Annotated in this window: 15 protein-coding genes and 2 pseudogenes; 10 read left to right on the forward strand and 7 right to left on the reverse strand. The window is 69.6% G+C overall.

Translation table 11 applies throughout. The annotated features are described in order from the left end of the window. Nucleotides 1-173: 173 nt before the first annotated feature. The gene (locus AB0L95_RS37110; protein ID WP_365170102.1) at nt 174-980 is read left to right on the forward strand and encodes a thioesterase family protein; all 807 of its coding nucleotides are present in this window, start codon (nt 174-176) and stop codon (nt 978-980) included. Nucleotides 981-1,106: 126 nt separating this feature from the next. Here AB0L95_RS37110 and AB0L95_RS37115 read toward each other — a convergent pair whose 3' ends face one another. After that, the gene (locus tag AB0L95_RS37115; RefSeq protein WP_365170105.1) at nt 1,107-2,225 is read right to left on the reverse strand and encodes a DUF6183 family protein; all 1,119 of its coding nucleotides are present in this window, start codon (nt 2,223-2,225) and stop codon (nt 1,107-1,109) included. Nucleotides 2,226-2,459: 234 nt separating this feature from the next. Here AB0L95_RS37115 and AB0L95_RS37120 point away from each other — a divergent pair, with 234 nt between their 5' ends. Next, on the forward strand, nt 2,460-3,074 hold the full coding sequence (locus tag AB0L95_RS37120; RefSeq protein ID WP_365170108.1) for a hypothetical protein: 615 nt from the start codon (nt 2,460-2,462) through the stop codon (nt 3,072-3,074). Nucleotides 3,075-3,571: 497 nt separating this feature from the next. Here the strand turns inward: AB0L95_RS37120 and AB0L95_RS37125 are convergent, their stop codons facing one another. The 3 genes and pseudogenes from AB0L95_RS37125 to AB0L95_RS37135 all read right to left on the reverse strand — a co-directional run bounded on the left by AB0L95_RS37125 (nt 3,572) and on the right by AB0L95_RS37135 (nt 5,989). Continuing rightward, nucleotides 3,572-4,009 carry a universal stress protein gene (locus tag AB0L95_RS37125; RefSeq protein WP_365170110.1) on the reverse strand — a complete coding sequence of 146 codons (438 nt, stop codon included), beginning with the start codon at nt 4,007-4,009 and terminating at the stop codon, nt 3,572-3,574. A gap of 462 nt (nt 4,010-4,471) precedes the next feature. Then, nucleotides 4,472-4,718: pseudogene (locus AB0L95_RS37130) on the reverse strand (transposase); the annotation flags it as partial. A gap of 350 nt (nt 4,719-5,068) precedes the next feature. Further along, the gene (locus tag AB0L95_RS37135) at nt 5,069-5,989 is read right to left on the reverse strand and encodes an MBL fold metallo-hydrolase (protein ID WP_365170113.1); all 921 of its coding nucleotides are present in this window, start codon (nt 5,987-5,989) and stop codon (nt 5,069-5,071) included. Between the two features lie 295 nt (nt 5,990-6,284). Here AB0L95_RS37135 and AB0L95_RS37140 point away from each other — a divergent pair, with 295 nt between their 5' ends. The 5 genes from AB0L95_RS37140 to AB0L95_RS37160 are packed head-to-tail and all read left to right on the forward strand — an operon-like array spanning nt 6,285 to nt 11,740. Then, the gene (locus tag AB0L95_RS37140) at nt 6,285-7,301 is read left to right on the forward strand and encodes a GlxA family transcriptional regulator (protein ID WP_365170116.1); all 1,017 of its coding nucleotides are present in this window, start codon (nt 6,285-6,287) and stop codon (nt 7,299-7,301) included. Continuing rightward, nucleotides 7,298-9,058: a thiamine pyrophosphate-binding protein gene (locus tag AB0L95_RS37145; RefSeq protein WP_365170119.1), complete on the forward strand. Its 1,761-nt coding sequence runs from the start codon at nt 7,298-7,300 to the stop codon at nt 9,056-9,058. Before AB0L95_RS37140 ends, AB0L95_RS37145 begins: the two co-directional genes overlap by 4 nt. Next, the gene (locus tag AB0L95_RS37150; protein ID WP_365170122.1) at nt 9,030-9,683 is read left to right on the forward strand and encodes an SRPBCC family protein; all 654 of its coding nucleotides are present in this window, start codon (nt 9,030-9,032) and stop codon (nt 9,681-9,683) included. Before AB0L95_RS37145 ends, AB0L95_RS37150 begins: the two co-directional genes overlap by 29 nt. Continuing rightward, a complete protein-coding gene (locus tag AB0L95_RS37155) occupies nt 9,680-10,699 on the forward strand; it encodes a 3-oxoacyl-[acyl-carrier-protein] synthase III C-terminal domain-containing protein (RefSeq protein ID WP_365170125.1) in 1,020 nt (339 codons plus the stop codon). Before AB0L95_RS37150 ends, AB0L95_RS37155 begins: the two co-directional genes overlap by 4 nt. 3 nt (nt 10,700-10,702) lie before the next feature. Further along, nucleotides 10,703-11,740: a histidinol-phosphate transaminase gene (locus AB0L95_RS37160; protein WP_365170128.1), complete on the forward strand. Its 1,038-nt coding sequence runs from the start codon at nt 10,703-10,705 to the stop codon at nt 11,738-11,740. Here AB0L95_RS37160 and AB0L95_RS37165 read toward each other — a convergent pair. From AB0L95_RS37165 to AB0L95_RS37175, 3 genes and pseudogenes are all read right to left on the reverse strand, one after another. Then, nucleotides 11,740-11,793, reverse strand: a pseudogene (locus AB0L95_RS37165) (hypothetical protein); the annotation flags it as partial. The gene AB0L95_RS37160 and the pseudogene AB0L95_RS37165 sit on opposite strands and share 1 nt — an antisense overlap. Before the next feature lie 79 nt (nt 11,794-11,872). Continuing rightward, nucleotides 11,873-12,010: an aldehyde dehydrogenase family protein gene (locus tag AB0L95_RS37170; RefSeq protein WP_365170131.1), complete on the reverse strand. Its 138-nt coding sequence runs from the start codon at nt 12,008-12,010 to the stop codon at nt 11,873-11,875. A 249-nt stretch (nt 12,011-12,259) separates the two neighbouring features. After that, a complete protein-coding gene (locus tag AB0L95_RS37175) occupies nt 12,260-12,883 on the reverse strand; it encodes a TetR family transcriptional regulator (RefSeq protein WP_365170134.1) in 624 nt (207 codons plus the stop codon). A 77-nt stretch (nt 12,884-12,960) separates the two neighbouring features. Between AB0L95_RS37175 and AB0L95_RS37180 the strand changes: the two genes are divergently transcribed. Genes AB0L95_RS37180 through AB0L95_RS37190 form a run of 3 tightly spaced genes read left to right on the forward strand, consistent with a single transcriptional unit; the run spans nt 12,961 to nt 14,958 of the window. Next, nucleotides 12,961-13,653 (forward strand): NAD(P)H-binding protein, encoded by a 693-nt coding sequence (locus AB0L95_RS37180; RefSeq protein ID WP_365170137.1) that lies wholly within the window; start codon nt 12,961-12,963, stop codon nt 13,651-13,653. Beyond that, the gene (locus AB0L95_RS37185) at nt 13,650-14,054 is read left to right on the forward strand and encodes a TIGR03618 family F420-dependent PPOX class oxidoreductase (RefSeq protein WP_365170140.1); all 405 of its coding nucleotides are present in this window, start codon (nt 13,650-13,652) and stop codon (nt 14,052-14,054) included. Before AB0L95_RS37180 ends, AB0L95_RS37185 begins: the two co-directional genes overlap by 4 nt. 31 nt (nt 14,055-14,085) lie before the next feature. Continuing rightward, the gene (locus AB0L95_RS37190) at nt 14,086-14,958 is read left to right on the forward strand and encodes a haloalkane dehalogenase (RefSeq protein WP_365170143.1); all 873 of its coding nucleotides are present in this window, start codon (nt 14,086-14,088) and stop codon (nt 14,956-14,958) included. The last annotated feature ends 109 nt before the right edge of the window (nt 14,959-15,067 follow it).

The following is a 15,067-nucleotide window of genomic DNA, read 5'->3' on the forward strand; positions in this document are numbered from 1 at the left end:
TCAGGCCCCCACCCTCCGGATACCGCATCCCACCGGCATACCGCAGGGATCATGAACCGTCACCACCCCCGACGACAACCCGAAAACCTCAATAACCGTCCTGGCCATGTGACCTGAGACTCGTGAACCAGCGAGTAACATGTCGGCCTACCAGCCGGAAGGAGCGGAGAACGGTGGCCGTGCCAGTCAGCGATACCGAGGCGTTCTTCCAGCAGGCGGGGGACCGGCGTTTCGTCCCCACCGCCTACACCCGCGGTCCCTGGGACGAGCACAGCCAGCACGCCGGGCCACCGGCGGCGCTGCTCGGCCGGGCCGTCCAACTGCGTCCGGGCGCCCGAGAAGACATGCGCCTGGCCCGCATCACCTTCGAAATCCTGCGCCCGGTGCCACTGCGCCCGCTTTCGGTGACCACCCGCACCCTGAGAGAAGGACGCAGTGTGGAGCTGGTCGAGGCGTCGCTGACCCCTGACGGAGCGGACGAGGTGATGCGGGCGACGGCACTTCACATCCGGACCGCACCCGGTTCGGTGTCACCGACGAGTGAATCGCTCACCTTCCCGCCCCCGGAGCGGTCCCGCTCCGAGCCGTTCTTCCCGGTGCCGTGGGAGGTGGGCTACCACACGGCCATGGACACCCGCTTCGCGGCGGGCTCCTTCCTCGGCCAAGGGCCGGCGACCTGCTGGATGCGAATGCGCGTGCCCTTGGTGGAAGGTGAGAAGATCATGCCGCTGGACCGGGTCCTGGTGGCGGCAGACTCCGGCAATGGGCTGAGCCATGTGCTCGACTTCGCCTCGCATGTGTTCATCAACCCCGACCTGACCGTGCACCTGCACCGGCACCCGCTGGGTGAGTGGGTCTGCCTCGACGCCCGGACCAGCATCGACGCCGACGGGATGGGGATGGCTGAAGCGGCCCTCCACGACGAGCGGGGCTCGATCGGTCGTAGCGTGCAAAGCCTGTTCGTCGGCACCCGGGGCTGACGAACCCGCTCGGCGCTTCTGATCTCGGTTCCGTCCCGCCTATCCCGGCTCAACGGGCGGCCGAACCGCGGCCGGCAGCCGCCGGGTCAGGTCGGCCACCGGTTCAACGCACGGACCACCGGCGCCTCAGTCGGTGTCAGTCGCGGCCAGCACGGCCAGGCGCCGGCGGTCCGGGGCAAGGGCAGCCAGACCGATGTCCCAGGCCACTTGCTCGAACCACTTCGTGTCGGCGCCGAAGCCGCACCAGGTGCACTCCCGCACACGTGCTTCGACCTCACCGGCGGTGGCGCCTTCCGGGCTCCCAGCCAGGGCGGCCAGGGTCTGCCAAGCCGCGAGGCGGCCGTAGGCGCCGTAGGAACCGGAGTTGTATGCCCCGCCCGTGGATGCCGCCGCGAAGAGCACTCGCCACGCCTGAGCCGGCGGACGCACATCGACCGACAGGGGGGCCCTTCTCCCAACCCCGTACAGGCACTCCAGCCCCAGCGTCAGGAGTGTCTTCGGGAGCGACTGGGTGTCCAGGGGTTCGGCGAGGTCGAAAACCCGTGCTTCGATGCGCCCGTTGGACTCTTCGGCCCAGTTCGCCACGGCCATGGCCGTGGTTGCGGCTTCGGTTGTGGCCTCCTCCGCCGACGGGACATCCGCCTCGGCGATCACCGCCTGTTCGCGGCTCTCCGATGGTCCGTACGGCATCGCGTGGCTGCTGCCGCGGGTGCTGTAGCTCGGCAGATCCGCACATGCTTCCACGTCGGACAGTGTCAGAGGCAGCCAGCCCAGCGGGTGATGACGCCAATGCGGCGACGTCGCCCAACCCGCGATCCCCGGCGCCTCCTCGACGACCACACCCCTGAGAACCAGTTCGGTGACCAGACAGGCCCGAAGCTCCTCCGAAGCGCGGCTGGTGAACGCCGCGGCCAGATCCTTCGCGTCGTGGCTGGAGGCCAGCAACGAGGCCATGTAGCGATCCAGCTTCCTGGGAGCGACCTCAGCCGAGGAGACCAGCCGCAGCGCCTGGGCGACATTCTCGGGACCAGCGGTGGTGGCCAGCAGCCGAAGCAGATGATCGAAGACACCCCGGTACTGCCACATCTGTCGTCCGGAGCCATATGTCCTGGCGAGCGCGATGCCAAGGTCCGCAGCGAAGACGGCATCCCCCTGCGCGACCCGGCCGTCGACCACCGCCCACACGCCGGTGACGTCCTTCAGGTCCGGCAGTCCCGTCACGATCTTCTGTATCTGATCAGCCACGGCGCACAGGCTACGCATCCGACGGCCCCCACCTCATCCCATAAAACGACCCTCTCCGGGAGGGAGGTCGACAACGGTCAGCGAGGGCAGTCGGCCACCGGATCCGGTTTCCAGGGTACGGGGCTCAGCCCTACGGGACCTTGCGCCAGCTGCAGCGGTGCTCCTCGCCGGGCGGCGACCTGATGGGGAAGGGTCGGCGGCTGGACAAAGCGGACCGAAAGCCGCGGCCACCGCGTGTACCACCGACCGGGCGTAAAACGCGGCAAGCGCAACGGAAACCGAATGCTGGTCGTTATGAACGATATGGCACGCAAAAAGAAATTTGCCCCGGGGCAGCGGCAGGCCAAGGAAGCCACGCGTCGCGCCGCCGCGGCAGAACGGATCGGCCCCCGCCCGCCGCGCATCAAGTCTCTACACTCCCTGAAACCTCCCGGCGCCTGGTACGAAGTGTGGGCCACGCCGACCGCCGAGTTCCTCGCACGCGGTCCCGGAAGTGCCCTCCGGGACGCTGTCACCAAGTACGGCGCCGACTCCCAAGAAGCCGCGGCCCTCAAGGTGTTCATCGACCATGCCGACATCTACGGCGCCAAGATGCCCACCCTCGCGAGCGCACATCTCGACGCGCTCGTACGCAGCAGCGGCATGGCCACCACACTCGCCGGGAGCACCGCGGCCGACGAAGAAGAGGCCATCGCCTCGGTTCACCGCCTACATGCCGCGGGGACGCTGCTCGTGAAGGACGACGGCGCCGTGTGGCTGACCGTACCTCCGGGCACGCCCTTCTCGGCACCCGGCGGGCAGTGGGCGTTCATCGAGGAAAAGATCCCCGCCCCTGTCCCGGCGGACTGACACCCCGCCCGTCGCGCCGGACCACCGGACACCAGACACCAGACACCAGACACCAGACACCAGGTGTGGCTTTCACCGTATGAACTTGCCGCGCCAGGTGGCCTGGGGCCATTCAGCCGCCGACACCCCCTGCACGCTGCCCGGCATGAAGGGACCGGATCAGCCTCACCATCCTGCGTGGCACCGCCACCGGCACCATCGCCACGACCACCGGCATCCTGCCCCAACCAGGCCCCGCCGACCTCGTAGGCACCATCGGCGGGGCCGCCCTCGACGCCCCGCTCGCCACCGGCACCGGCACCGGCACCGACACCGCGTCAAGGCCCGCACCCGCCAGAACCCCACCAGCAAGTGCGGACCGAACGCCGGACAACAGCCCATGACCAGCCAGAACTTACACAGGCCACGCCACCATCACGTTTTTCGAGCACGGACTCGCGAAATACTCACGGCCGTAAACGCAACGGTGCTGCGTTCCAGTGCACAGTGTTCAGCGGTCAGGCGTGATCCCCATCGAGCTCTTCAGGGGCGAGGAGCACGGCTACGCGGCTGGCGTGGGCGACGGCGTCGCTGACACGGGGGTGAAAGAACGCCTCGACGGATCCACGGTGGTGGGGGCTGATGACGATGAGGTCGGCCCCCACCTCCTCAGCAGTAGCAGAGATAGTGGGGGCGATCAGATTGGTCAGCGCCTGGGTGACGTTACCTTCGGCCGCGACGCCCCTCTCACGCAGTTCTGCAACGGCCTCGTCCAGTACGGCCTTGGCTTCGGCGTCATCCTCCAAGGAGACGACAGCGGCCAGTGAGGCGGTGGATGCGGCGATGTGCAGAACATTGACCTTGGCCTGAGTCAGCCGGGCCATGTCGCCGGCCAGGCGCAGAGCGGAGTGGCGTGCGGGACTCGGGTCTATGGCGACCAGGATGTGCTGGAACACGGAGGTGTCGACCTTTCCGGGAAGTGCTCAAGTACGGGGCGGACGCTGGACAACGCGTCCCCGATCAAGGAAACCGTCAGGTGTGGCCTCTTGTTCCCCGGTGATCGGGCAGTGTCACGTTGGGCTCTGCGCCACGGTCTGGGGGCGGAACGTCGAGTGCCGCCTCGGCGCCTACCGGATGATCATCTCGGTTGGCGAAGGCCTCATCACCGAGGAGGGACGGTTGTCCCAATTTCGGGCAGAGAATGGGGTGAGGGGCGGCGCCGGCTCGGGAACGGCACGACACTCCGGAGGGTGCCTCTCTGTGTTCCGTCAAGCGAGGCGTGGGGGTTCCGGGTTCGTGGAAGGTTCCGTCGCGGAGCATCGCGAAGAACACGTCGAGCGCGGCAAGGCCCGCCACGATGCCCCGAACGAAGAGGGGACTGGGGTGATCTCACGTCGTACTGCGTCATGTTCGGCCGGTAGGTCAGCCCGGCGGCCGGTCAGCAGCTTGAGCTCGATCGCGACTTCGTCAGCGGGACGGACAGGCCGCAGGTCGCGGCGCATCCTGGCCTGGTCGGCGACGGCACAGGCGTCGCGGGCGTCGGTCCTGCCCTCGCCGCGGTAGCCGTCCCAGGTCCGGCTGACCAGCCGACCGGGGAGGTAGAGGACCTCCTGACCGTGGTTGAGCAGCAGGGGCCGGCAGCAGCGCGGGCTGGCCGCCGGTCAGGAAGTGCGGACAGCCGCTGCGCAGAGCGAGGCCCTGCTGTCGCGGCGGGTGGCAGACGACGAGCCCGAGCTGCTGAAACTGATCGGCGACGTCCTGGACCTGGCCGACGGCCTTGACGAGTCGTCGTGGGGCACCGAGCGGCGAAGCGTTGTGAGCCACGAGACGACAGCCGCCTGACAGCCACGCCCGGCCCCCTGGGCAACCCAACCCTACGAATGGCTCGATCAACCCGACCAGGAACGCTGAGCCGAATGAGCACGTGGCGCCTGTCGCCCCCCAGGCTCACTTCGTGAGGGCGGGCCGCAAGCCGGACTGTCCGGCGTCGCGCGTGGCCCCGCCGGCGCACGCCTTCACGGTAGGTCGGCGAGGGGGGCGCTCGGTTGCCAGGTGACGGGGAGGACGACATCGACACCGTCGCGGCGGGCCAGGGGCAACAGTCGGCTCATCGTGGCGTCGATGTCGTCCAGGAAATAGGGCATGGGCCTCAGGGGTCGGTGCAGGCCGACGAAGAAGTCGTCCCAGTGCACCAGGACGACCCGGCGGGCCCCGGTCGCGGCCACGACCTCGTCCCAGTATGTACGCAGGAACTCGGTCGACTGCTTGCCCAGATTGCCGATGCCGAGATAGACGACGTCGGCGGGCCGGCCTCGCAGGGCGCCGGGGCGGAAGTTGGCACTGGCATGCAGCAGGATGCGGCCCGTCGGATGGGCGACGAGCACGCTGTAGGCGGTGCCGGTCCTCCATGCGCCGGCCCGGGCCGGCGGTACAAGGGGCTGGTCGACGGTTCCGGGATAGTGGTCACCGGGGCTGTGTGCGGAGTCCAGGAAGGTGAGGTCGAAGCGGCCGTAGGAGACGGTCTCCCCGTCCGCGACCACGCGCAAGGACGACTCCGGCACTCCCAGCCCGCGGCCGACGTTCGCGGTGGAGGGCGATCCGACCAGCTCCGCACCGGTCTCCAGCGCCCACACCGGCGCATCCAAGGCATGATCGTAATGGGAGTGAGCACAGATGACCGCGGCCAGACTCTTCACCCGCAGTCGGTCGATCGTGGCGCGCACAAGAGAGCGGTCGGGCGCGATCCTGCCCAGGGCGACGCGCAGCATCCCCGGCCGGGTGACAAACCCGTCGCTGAGCACGGAGGTCTCCCCGTCCGACAGGAGAACGGAACTGGTGCCGAGGAAATGGGCGACCACCCCAAGATCGCTCGTCATCGGGCGCTGTCGGTACGGCAGATAGGGGCGCAGGCTCGGATGACCGAAAGGCATTCTCATGCCTGCATCCTCACCTGTTCAGCGGCTCCAGCCGATCACTTACCACGCGCGGAGAAATACGCGCGAAGCGCCGGCGGCACCAGAAGGCCTCGAAGCCGGAGGTGGTGCGGAGGCGAGGGCTTCGGCGCAGCCCGCAGCCTCCCGACGCCCTGTGAGCTGCCTCACCCATCGCTGCCCGCTCCGCGCGCGAAGTGCCTGGACAGGGCCCTTCCTGACCGTCCGGCGCCGCATGTTGGCCGGATACGTCAGTAATCTGTCATTGCAGCCAGTGCGACAGCCGATACAGGCTGTGACCGTGTTGGAGCGACGTGTTGTTGTGGTGGTGTACGCGGGCGCGATGGCCCTGGACGTCACCGGACCGATTGAAGTGTTCGATACCGCGAACCGGCTCCTGGGCCCCTCGGGCGCCCGCTACCGGACCGAGTTCGTCTCCGCCGACGCGCCGCTGGTGCGCATGAGTTCGGGGATGGTGCTGCAGGCCTCACCGCTGGAGGCAGGACAGGGCCCGATCGATACGCTCCTCGTGCCGGGCGGATGGAGTCTCGCCAACGCGCTCGGGGACCACGCGCTCGTGTCCTGGATCGGCAGGGCAGCGGCCCGGGCACGCAGAGTCGCCTCCGTCTGCGGCGGATCCTTTCTGCTGGCCGAGGCGGGCCTCCTCGACGGCAGACGCGCCACCACACACTGGGCGTACAGCGAGGCGATGGCGTGCCGCTATCCGGAAGTGACGGTGGACGCCGAACCGATCTTCGTCTGGGACGGCCCCTTCGTGACCTCCGCGGGCGTGTCGACGGGCATCGACATGGCGCTGGCTCTTGTGGAGGCCGATCACGGATCGGCGCTCGCGCTGGAGACGGCACGGTTCCTGGTGCTGTTCCTCAAGCGGCACGGCGGACAGTCCCAGTACAGCGCCGTCCTCGACGCACAACTGGCCGACCACCCGCCGATCCGGACAGCGCAGGAGTGGATCCTGGACAACCTGGACGGCCCGTTACCCGTCGCCGAGATCGCGCGGCAGGCCAACATGAGTCAGCGCAACTTCGCCCGGGTCTTCCGGCGCGAGGTGGGGTCGACACCCGGCCAGTACGTCGAGCAGACGCGTATCGCCCGTGCGCGCGAACTGCTGGAAACAACAGACCTGACGACCAGCCAGATAGCCGCACGCTGCGGATTCGCCGCCACCGAGACGTTCTTCCGCTCCTTCGGACGAACCCTGGGACTCACCCCCAAGGAATACCGGCACCGCTTTCAGGTCATGTCGCCGTCCGGGCTCATCGACCGGCACCACGAGAGGAAGGGGAGCCCCGCATGACCACCACGATCTCGGAATCAAGCGAGGCGGAAACGGTACGCGTGGTCGACTATCTGGCCGGGGAACTGGCCAGGGCCGGCGTCACCCACATATTCGGCGTCGGTGGCGCGAACATCGAGGACCTGTATGACGCGGCGCACCGCGGCGGCGTCGTCCGCGGCGTCGTCGCCAAACACGAGTTCTCCGCCGTCACCATGGCCGACGGATACGCACGTACGACCAGGCGCCTCGGCGTCGTCGCCGCCACCTCGGGCGGCGGGGCGATGAACCTCGTACCGGGCCTGGCGGAGGCGTACGCCTCCCGGGTGCCCGTGCTGGCCCTGGTGGGCCAGCCGCCGACCGGCCAGGAAGGGCACGGGGCGTTCCAGGACTCCAGCGGCAAGGCGGGCTCCTTCGACGCACAGGAGGTCTTCGCACCCGTCTCCCGGTTCTGCGCCCGGGTCGACGACGCGGACTCGCTCACCGAGTTGCTGCCCCGGGCAGTTGCGGCGGCACAGGCCGATCCACGCGGGCCGGCCGTGTTGTTGCTGCCCAAGGACGTGCAGCAGGCGCGGATCCAGGTGCCCGCCCGCGACCCGGCCCCGACACCGGGCGGCCCCACGACGGCATCCACGGCGCGGCTCGACCCAGCCGCCGTCAGCGCCGTGTCGGACGTCCTTCGCGGGGCAGGTCGCGTCCTCGTCATCGCCGGTGAGGATGTCGCCGCCGCCGACGCGCGTGGGGATCTGGCCGAACTGGCCCGGTCCCTCGGGGCATGGGTGGCGGTCACCCCGGACGCCAAGGATGTCTTCGACAACCGTGATCCCCGATTCGCAGGCGTGGCCGGGGTGATGGGCCACGCCAACGTGGAAGACTGCCTGCACCGGGCCGAGCTGTGCCTGCTGGTCGGCACCCGACTGCCGCTCCTGGCACGCGGCGGCCTCGACCGGGCCCTGGCCGGCACCGACGTCGTCTGCCTCGGCCCCGAACCGCCGTTCGTGCCGGGCATCTCACTGGGTGGGAACCTGCGGGACGCGCTGCGCGCGGTGACCGCCCGACTGCCGTCGCACCCACGTCCCTGCCCACCGCACACCGGCCCCCTTCCCACACCCATGCCGGGTCCGCTTGTTCAAGCCCGGGAGCGAACCGTCCCCCATGCCCAGGCGGTCGCCGCGGTGGAGGCGGCACTCCCCCAGGACGCACACGTCTTCGTGGACGCCGGTAACACGGGGGCCAGCGCGGTCCATCTCCTCCCGGCACCGCGCCACGGCCGCTTCGTGGTGGCGGTCGGCATGGGCGGCATGGGCTACACCTTCGGTGCCGGCATCGGCGCAGCGCTCGCCACCGGCCGACGCACCTACGTCCTCGCCGGCGACGGGGCCTTCTTCATGCACGGAATGGAAGTGCACACCGCCGTGGAGTACGACGCACCCGTGACGTTCGTGATCTTCAACAACAACGCCCACGCCATGTGCGCGCTGCGGGAGGAGTTCCTCCAGGGCCGCGTCCGCAGCAATGACCTGTTCGCCCGGACCGACCTCGCGGCCGGAGTGGCCGCCGCCTTCCCGTCCCTTCAGACCACGGGCGCCACTGACGCGGCGCAACTGCACACGGCACTGCTGCGCGGCAACGCGGGCGGCGGCCCGGCGTTCGTCGCGGTGGACTGCGACCCGCGGGAGATCCCGCCGTTCCTTCCCTTCCAGTCCTTCACCGAAATCACCAACGGCACCAAGAGCAAGGAGAGTTCAGATGAGCGAGGAGTCGTCCACGTTGGCTGACATCCCCGGTCTGGTCCGGATCGAGAACGCCGGCAAGGAGGAACTGACCGCCCACTGCATGGAGCTCACCCACGCGGTCTACCCGCACCATCAGGTCTACGGGCAGTACTGCACCATCCACGAGTACGTCGACTGCCCCCCGGAGCAGGCCTACGACTACCTGCGCCAAGGGCACCATCTGGAGGAGTGGACCTGCAGCCTGCGGGACTTCGCGCCCACCGGAACACCGGGACTGTGGGTCGGTCACGACCGGCTGGAGGACGACACCAGGATCTACTGCAAGGTGCTCGCGAACCCCGAGGCCATGACCGTGGACTACCACTGTTCCTGGGACCAGGGCCAGAAGCTGTGGATGATCTACCTCATGCGGATCGTCCCGGCCCGACTGGTACTCGACAAGCCGGGGTCGGTGATCACCTGGACCAACTGCCGGCACCCCTACTACGACGACAACCCGCGCCCCGACCTGGCTCCTCGCCCGGACCGGCCCTGGGTGGGCGACTACTGGGACCTCTTCTACGCAGGGCACACCGTGGAGATGCACAACCTCAAGGCCATCCTGGAACACCGTCACCGGCGCGGCCTGCCCATCGGTTCGGCTCCGGCGAGGGCGGTGGCGCAGTGACCACGGTCAGCCTCACCGACGTCGCGAGCTACCTGCCCGGTGAGCCGGTCCCCGCGGAGTTCTACACGGACTTCCCCGGAGCCGAGGACAAGCTCCGCGACCACCCCATGTTCAAGGTCCCGCCGTTACGGCACCACGTGGCCAGGGACGAGACCAACGCGGACATGGTCGAGCGCGCCGTACAGCCCCTGATCGAACGGCATGGCAAGGCGGAGATCCGAGGCGTCGACGTGCTGCTGGTGCACAGCCAGTTGCCGGACCTGCCCTTCGTGGGCGCCGGAACCGAGGTGGCGCGTCGGCTGGGCCTGAACCCGGAGTGGCTCGTCGACGTGGCCAACGCGGGCTGCGCGTCCTTCGTGTACATGGTGAAGATGGCCCGGCAGATCCTCACCTCCACCGACGCGAAGACCGCGCTGATATGCAACGCGCAGAGCGCCGCGGGGCAGTGGTTCACCCAGTCCGAGGTGCGCAAACTCGCCCAGGCAGCAATCCCGGGCGACGGGTGCGGTGTGGGGTACGTGACGACGTCGGCGAAGTCGCCGGTCCTCGACGTGGAGACCCGGCACATCGGCGAGTACGCCGGCGACATGACCGTGGCGGTCGACGACGGTCGCAAGTACTGGGAGCCGGGAGAGTCCCAGTTGCGGATCGGGTTCACCGACGCCAGTGTCGCCAAGGTCCTGGCACGCGGAAACCGCCTCGTCCCCGAGGTGATCACGGACCTGTGCCGACGGCTGGGCGTGGCGAGCACCGACATCGACGTCCTCATCACCAATCAGCCCAACCGCACCTTCCTGCGAAACTGGCGAGAGGCGCTGCAGTTGCCGGCCGAACGGCACCTGAACACCTTCGACGAGTACGGGAATCTGTTCGGAGCGGCGATCCCGGTCACGCTGGACCGGGCGATCAGCTCGTGGCAGGTGAAGGACGGCGATCTGATGGTGCTCGGGGGATTCGCCCATGCGGGCGACTTCGCCGGTGCCGTCGCCGTTCGCTGGCACGGCGGACGGGACTGAGCCATGGACATCCCTGTGCTGCACCGCCTTGCCCTGAACGAGAGCCCGTATCCCCCACTGCCCTCGGTACGCGAGGCAATGCACCGGGCCGTCGCACAGGCCCATCGCTACCCGCAGTTCCACCCCGACGACCTCATCGAGCGGATCGCCGCGTGGTGCCGGGTGACCTCCGACCGCGTGACGGTCGGCAGCGGATCGGTCGGCGTGGCCCTGCAGTTGCTCCAGGCAGTTGTCCAGCCCGGGGACGCAGTGGCCTACGCCTGGCGCACGTTCGACGCCTACCCCCTCCTGGCCGCCATGGTCGGCGCCGAACCCGTCCCGATCCCCCTGTCGTCGGTCGGACACCAGGATCTGGGCGCCCTGCTCGCGGCGCTGGACCACCGCACCCGCGTCGTGGTGCTGTGCAATCCCCACAATCCCACCGGGACCCTCGTCACCGCAGACGCACTGTCGGCGTTCTTGCGTCAGGTCCCCCGACACGTCACCGTGCTCCTCGACGAGGCGTACGTGGAGTTCGCCCGCGACACCGACGTGCCGGATACACCCGCGCTCCTGGACGCACATCCCAACCTGCTGGTACTGCGCACCTTCTCCAAGGCCTACGGCCTCGCCGCCCTGCGGGTCGGCTACGGAATCGGCTCTCCCGACCTGATTGAGCGAATCCGTCGGCAACAGCTGCCCTTCGGGATCAACGCGGTGGCGACAGCGGCAGTGAAGGCATCACTGCGGGCCGAAAGCGAGCTGCGGCTACGCGTGGACACCGTCGTCGCCGAACGCGAACGGCTCCGGCGTGAACTCGTATCCCTCGGCTGGCGCGTACGCCGCGGCCACGCCAATTCCGTCTGGCTCGCCGCACCCGATCCGATCGATGAGGGCGCCGCAGCACTCACCGAAGCCGGCGTCCAGGCGCGCCACTACCCCGGCGAAGGACTCCGGCTCACCGTCGGCAACAGCAATGCCAACGACACGGTTCTGACCGCGCTGGCGATCGCCGAGGCGAGGCGGCGACCGAAGTCCTCGGCGATCGAGGCCTGCACGTAGAAGCGGTTGGCGGCCGTGCACGCCTCTCCGCCGTCGCGCATCTTGGCGACCATCGCGCCGGTGACCGCCTCGTCGGGATCGGCGTCGGTGAGGACGAGGGCGGTGCGTCCCCGCCGAGTTCCATGGAGATGTTCACCACCGATCCGGTTCGCGCCCGACCCCGGCGGAGCCGGTGAACGACACCTCGCGGACCCGAGGGTCGGAGAGCAGGACCTCGGCGATGCTGGCGGAGCGGCGTGAGGGGACGACGTGGACCACACCGTCCGGCACGCCCGCTCCGCGAGCAGCGTCCCCAGCGCAACGGCCATGGCCCAGCTGGCGATGTCCTGGGAGTGCTGGGCGCGAGGCGCAGGCCGCCTCCGTTGCCGGACTTGATGACCAGGGGGGAAGACAGCTGACCACCCGTCATGTACCGGGACTTGGCGATCTGGTTCACCACGATGTCCCAGCACCCCGCGAGTGGCCGCACTGGAGGCGCTCAGGTGGTCAAGGCTGGAGGGAGCCTCCACCGGAGACCGGTCAGCCCCGACGGCCTGCGCTGGTGGCTGCCGCGGCGCGTGGTCGCGGGGTCAGTGCCGCGCGCAGCGCCGGGGTGAGGATGCGGCGGGTCTCGGACGGGGTGAGGGTGGCGGGGGTGGGGAGGGGGTTCAGGTAGCGGGTGTAGATGAGGCCGCCGAGAATCGTCACCACGGCCGTGGCGCGGGCGGTCGCGTCCCGGCCGCCGAGAAATTCAACAAGCCGGGACAGCAGCTCGTGTTCCAGGTATTCACGGATCACCTCCGCGGCCTCGTCGCCCTGGGCGGTGAGCTGTCGGAAGTCGGCGTCCTCCCACAGGTCCGTCACCGCGTCGATCAGGCGGTCGGGGAGGGTGGCCGGGTCTCCGCCGAGGACGTCCTCCACCGCCAGCGCGTTGGCGCACTGGAACTGCATCACGTCCGCGAACAGGCCCTTTTTCGAGCCGAAGTGGTACGCGATCAGCGCCGGGTCCACCCCGGCAGCCTCGGCCACCGCGCGCAGGGTGGTGCGCCGGTAGCCGCGCTCCAGGAACAGCGCGCGGGCCGCCGAGACGATCGACTCGCGGGTCGGCGGGTTGCCGCGGGGGCGGCCACGGGTGCGGGCGGGAGCAGGGGCGGCGTTATTCATCAGCGTTGAGCATTGCGTTTCGTGATCGGCACAGTCAAGGGCGTTCCGTGTTCCACACGAAGGGATGACCCGACACCATGCGTATCGCAGTCTTCGGCGCCAACGGACCGACCGGCCGCCACCTCACCGACCAGGCCCTCGCCGCCGGCCACGAGGTCGTCGCCGTAACCCGCCGCGCCGGCTCCCTCGCCGAGCGGCCCGGCCTCGCCGTTGTCGTCGCCGACGCCACCGACCCGGCGGCCGTCGCCGCCGCGATCGGCGGGACGGACGCGGTCCTCTCCGCGCTGGGTGCGCGCTTCAGCAAGGAGACCATCACCACGTACTCGGCGAGCGCCAAAGCCATCACCGGGGCCATGGCCCGTCACGGCGTCAAGCATCTGCTCGCCGTCAGCTCCAGCATCGCCGACCCGGGCTGGCGCCCCACCGGCGCGCACTTCTTCAACCATGTGCTCGACCCGCTGGTGAACCGACGCCTCGGCCGCACCCTCCACGAGGACATGCGCCGTATGGAGGCCGTGATCCGTCAGACGGGCCTCGACTGGACCCTCGTCCGGCCCTCGGGCCTCTTCGAGCACCCCGTCGTCACGGACTTCCACACCGCCGAGACCAGCGCTGACGGCGTCTTCACCGCCCGTGCCGACCTGGCCGCGAGCATGCTGCGCGAGCTGGAGGAGCGGCGGTACGTCCGCACGGCCATGGGCGTCATCACCACGGCCGTGAAGCCGAACATCGCCAAGCTGATCTGGAACGAGGGCGTGAAGAAGAAGTGAGCCGGGCGACAGTCGAACTCCCGGCCGGCACGCGGGCGTTCCTCACCCGCCCCCGGACGGCCACCCTCACCACCCTCCGCCCCGACGGCACCCCACATGTGACCCCCGTCCACTTCACCTTCGACGCGGCCACCTGCCTGGTCCGGGTGACCACCCGGGCGGCGGCCCGCAAGGCTCGGAACGTGTCGGCGGGCGGACCGGCGGCCCGTGTCGCGCTCTGCCAGGCGGACAGCTTCCGCTGGGTCACCCTCGAAGGCCGGGCCGCCGTCACCGACGACCCCGCGTGCCTGGCCGAGGCGGTCCGTCGCTACACCGCCCGCTACCGCACGACCCCGCCCACCCCATCGGACCTCGTCGTCGTCGAGATCGCCGTCGACCGCGTCCTGAGCCTCAACCTCTGAATCCCCGTAATGAAAGCGAAGTGACACCGTCGTGCCCACCCTCCCCGTCCTCGACTCCACTCTCCACTACCGCGAGTCCGGCGACCCTCACGGGCTACCGTTCGTCTTCCTCCACGGCAACCCCACCTCCTCCCACCTGTGGCGGAACGTCCTGCCGGGGGTGGCCGCGCCCGGCCGCCGCCTGCTGGCCCCCGACCTGATCGGCATGGGCGACTCCGGCAAGCCCGACCTGGCCTACTCCTTCGACGACCACGCCCGCTACCTCGACGCCTGGTTCGACGGCCTCGGCCTTGCCGAGGCCGTCCTGGTCGGCCACGACTGGGGCGGCGCACTGGCCTTTGACCGCGCCGCCCGTCTTCCGGGCCGCGTCCGCGGCCTCGCTTTCACCGAGACGATCGTCAAGCCGCTGTTCGGCGACGAGTTCCCGGCGGCCGGGCGGGAGCTGTTCACCCTCCTGCGCACCCCCGGGATGGGCGAGGAGATGATTCTGGAGAAGTCGCTGTTCATCGAGGGGCTCCCGGACACACTGGCCACACCGCTCGTCCCTGCCGACCTGGAGGTCTACCGCCGTCCCTTCCCGACTCCGCAGAGCCGACGCCCGGTGCTGGCGTGGACGCGCATGATGCCGCTGGACGGCGAGCCCGCCGATGTCGTGGCCCGCGTCGAGCGCTACGACGCCTGGCTGGCCGCCAGCCCCGAGGTCCCCAAGCTGCTCGCCGCGTTCGAGCCGGGCCCGGGCGCGATGACCGACCAGGGGACCGTGGCCTGGTGCGAGGAGAACATCGCGGGCCTGGAAGTCTCCCACCACGGCCTCGCGGGCCACCACTCCCCGGAGGACCGCCCCGAGGAGCTGGCCGCGGCGATCAGTGCCTGGGCCGACCGCCACGGGCTGAGGCGCCAGTAAGGGTCCTCGAGCCCGCCGGTACCGATCGTCCTGTCACACGGTCGACTGCGCTGCCGCCGACGGGTGTACGCGCCGCGATCGCCGCCGTCATCGAACGCCTCAGCAACGA

This window comes from Streptomyces sp. NPDC052036, assembly GCF_040680495.1.
Classification (GTDB): domain Bacteria; phylum Actinomycetota; class Actinomycetes; order Streptomycetales; family Streptomycetaceae; genus Streptomyces.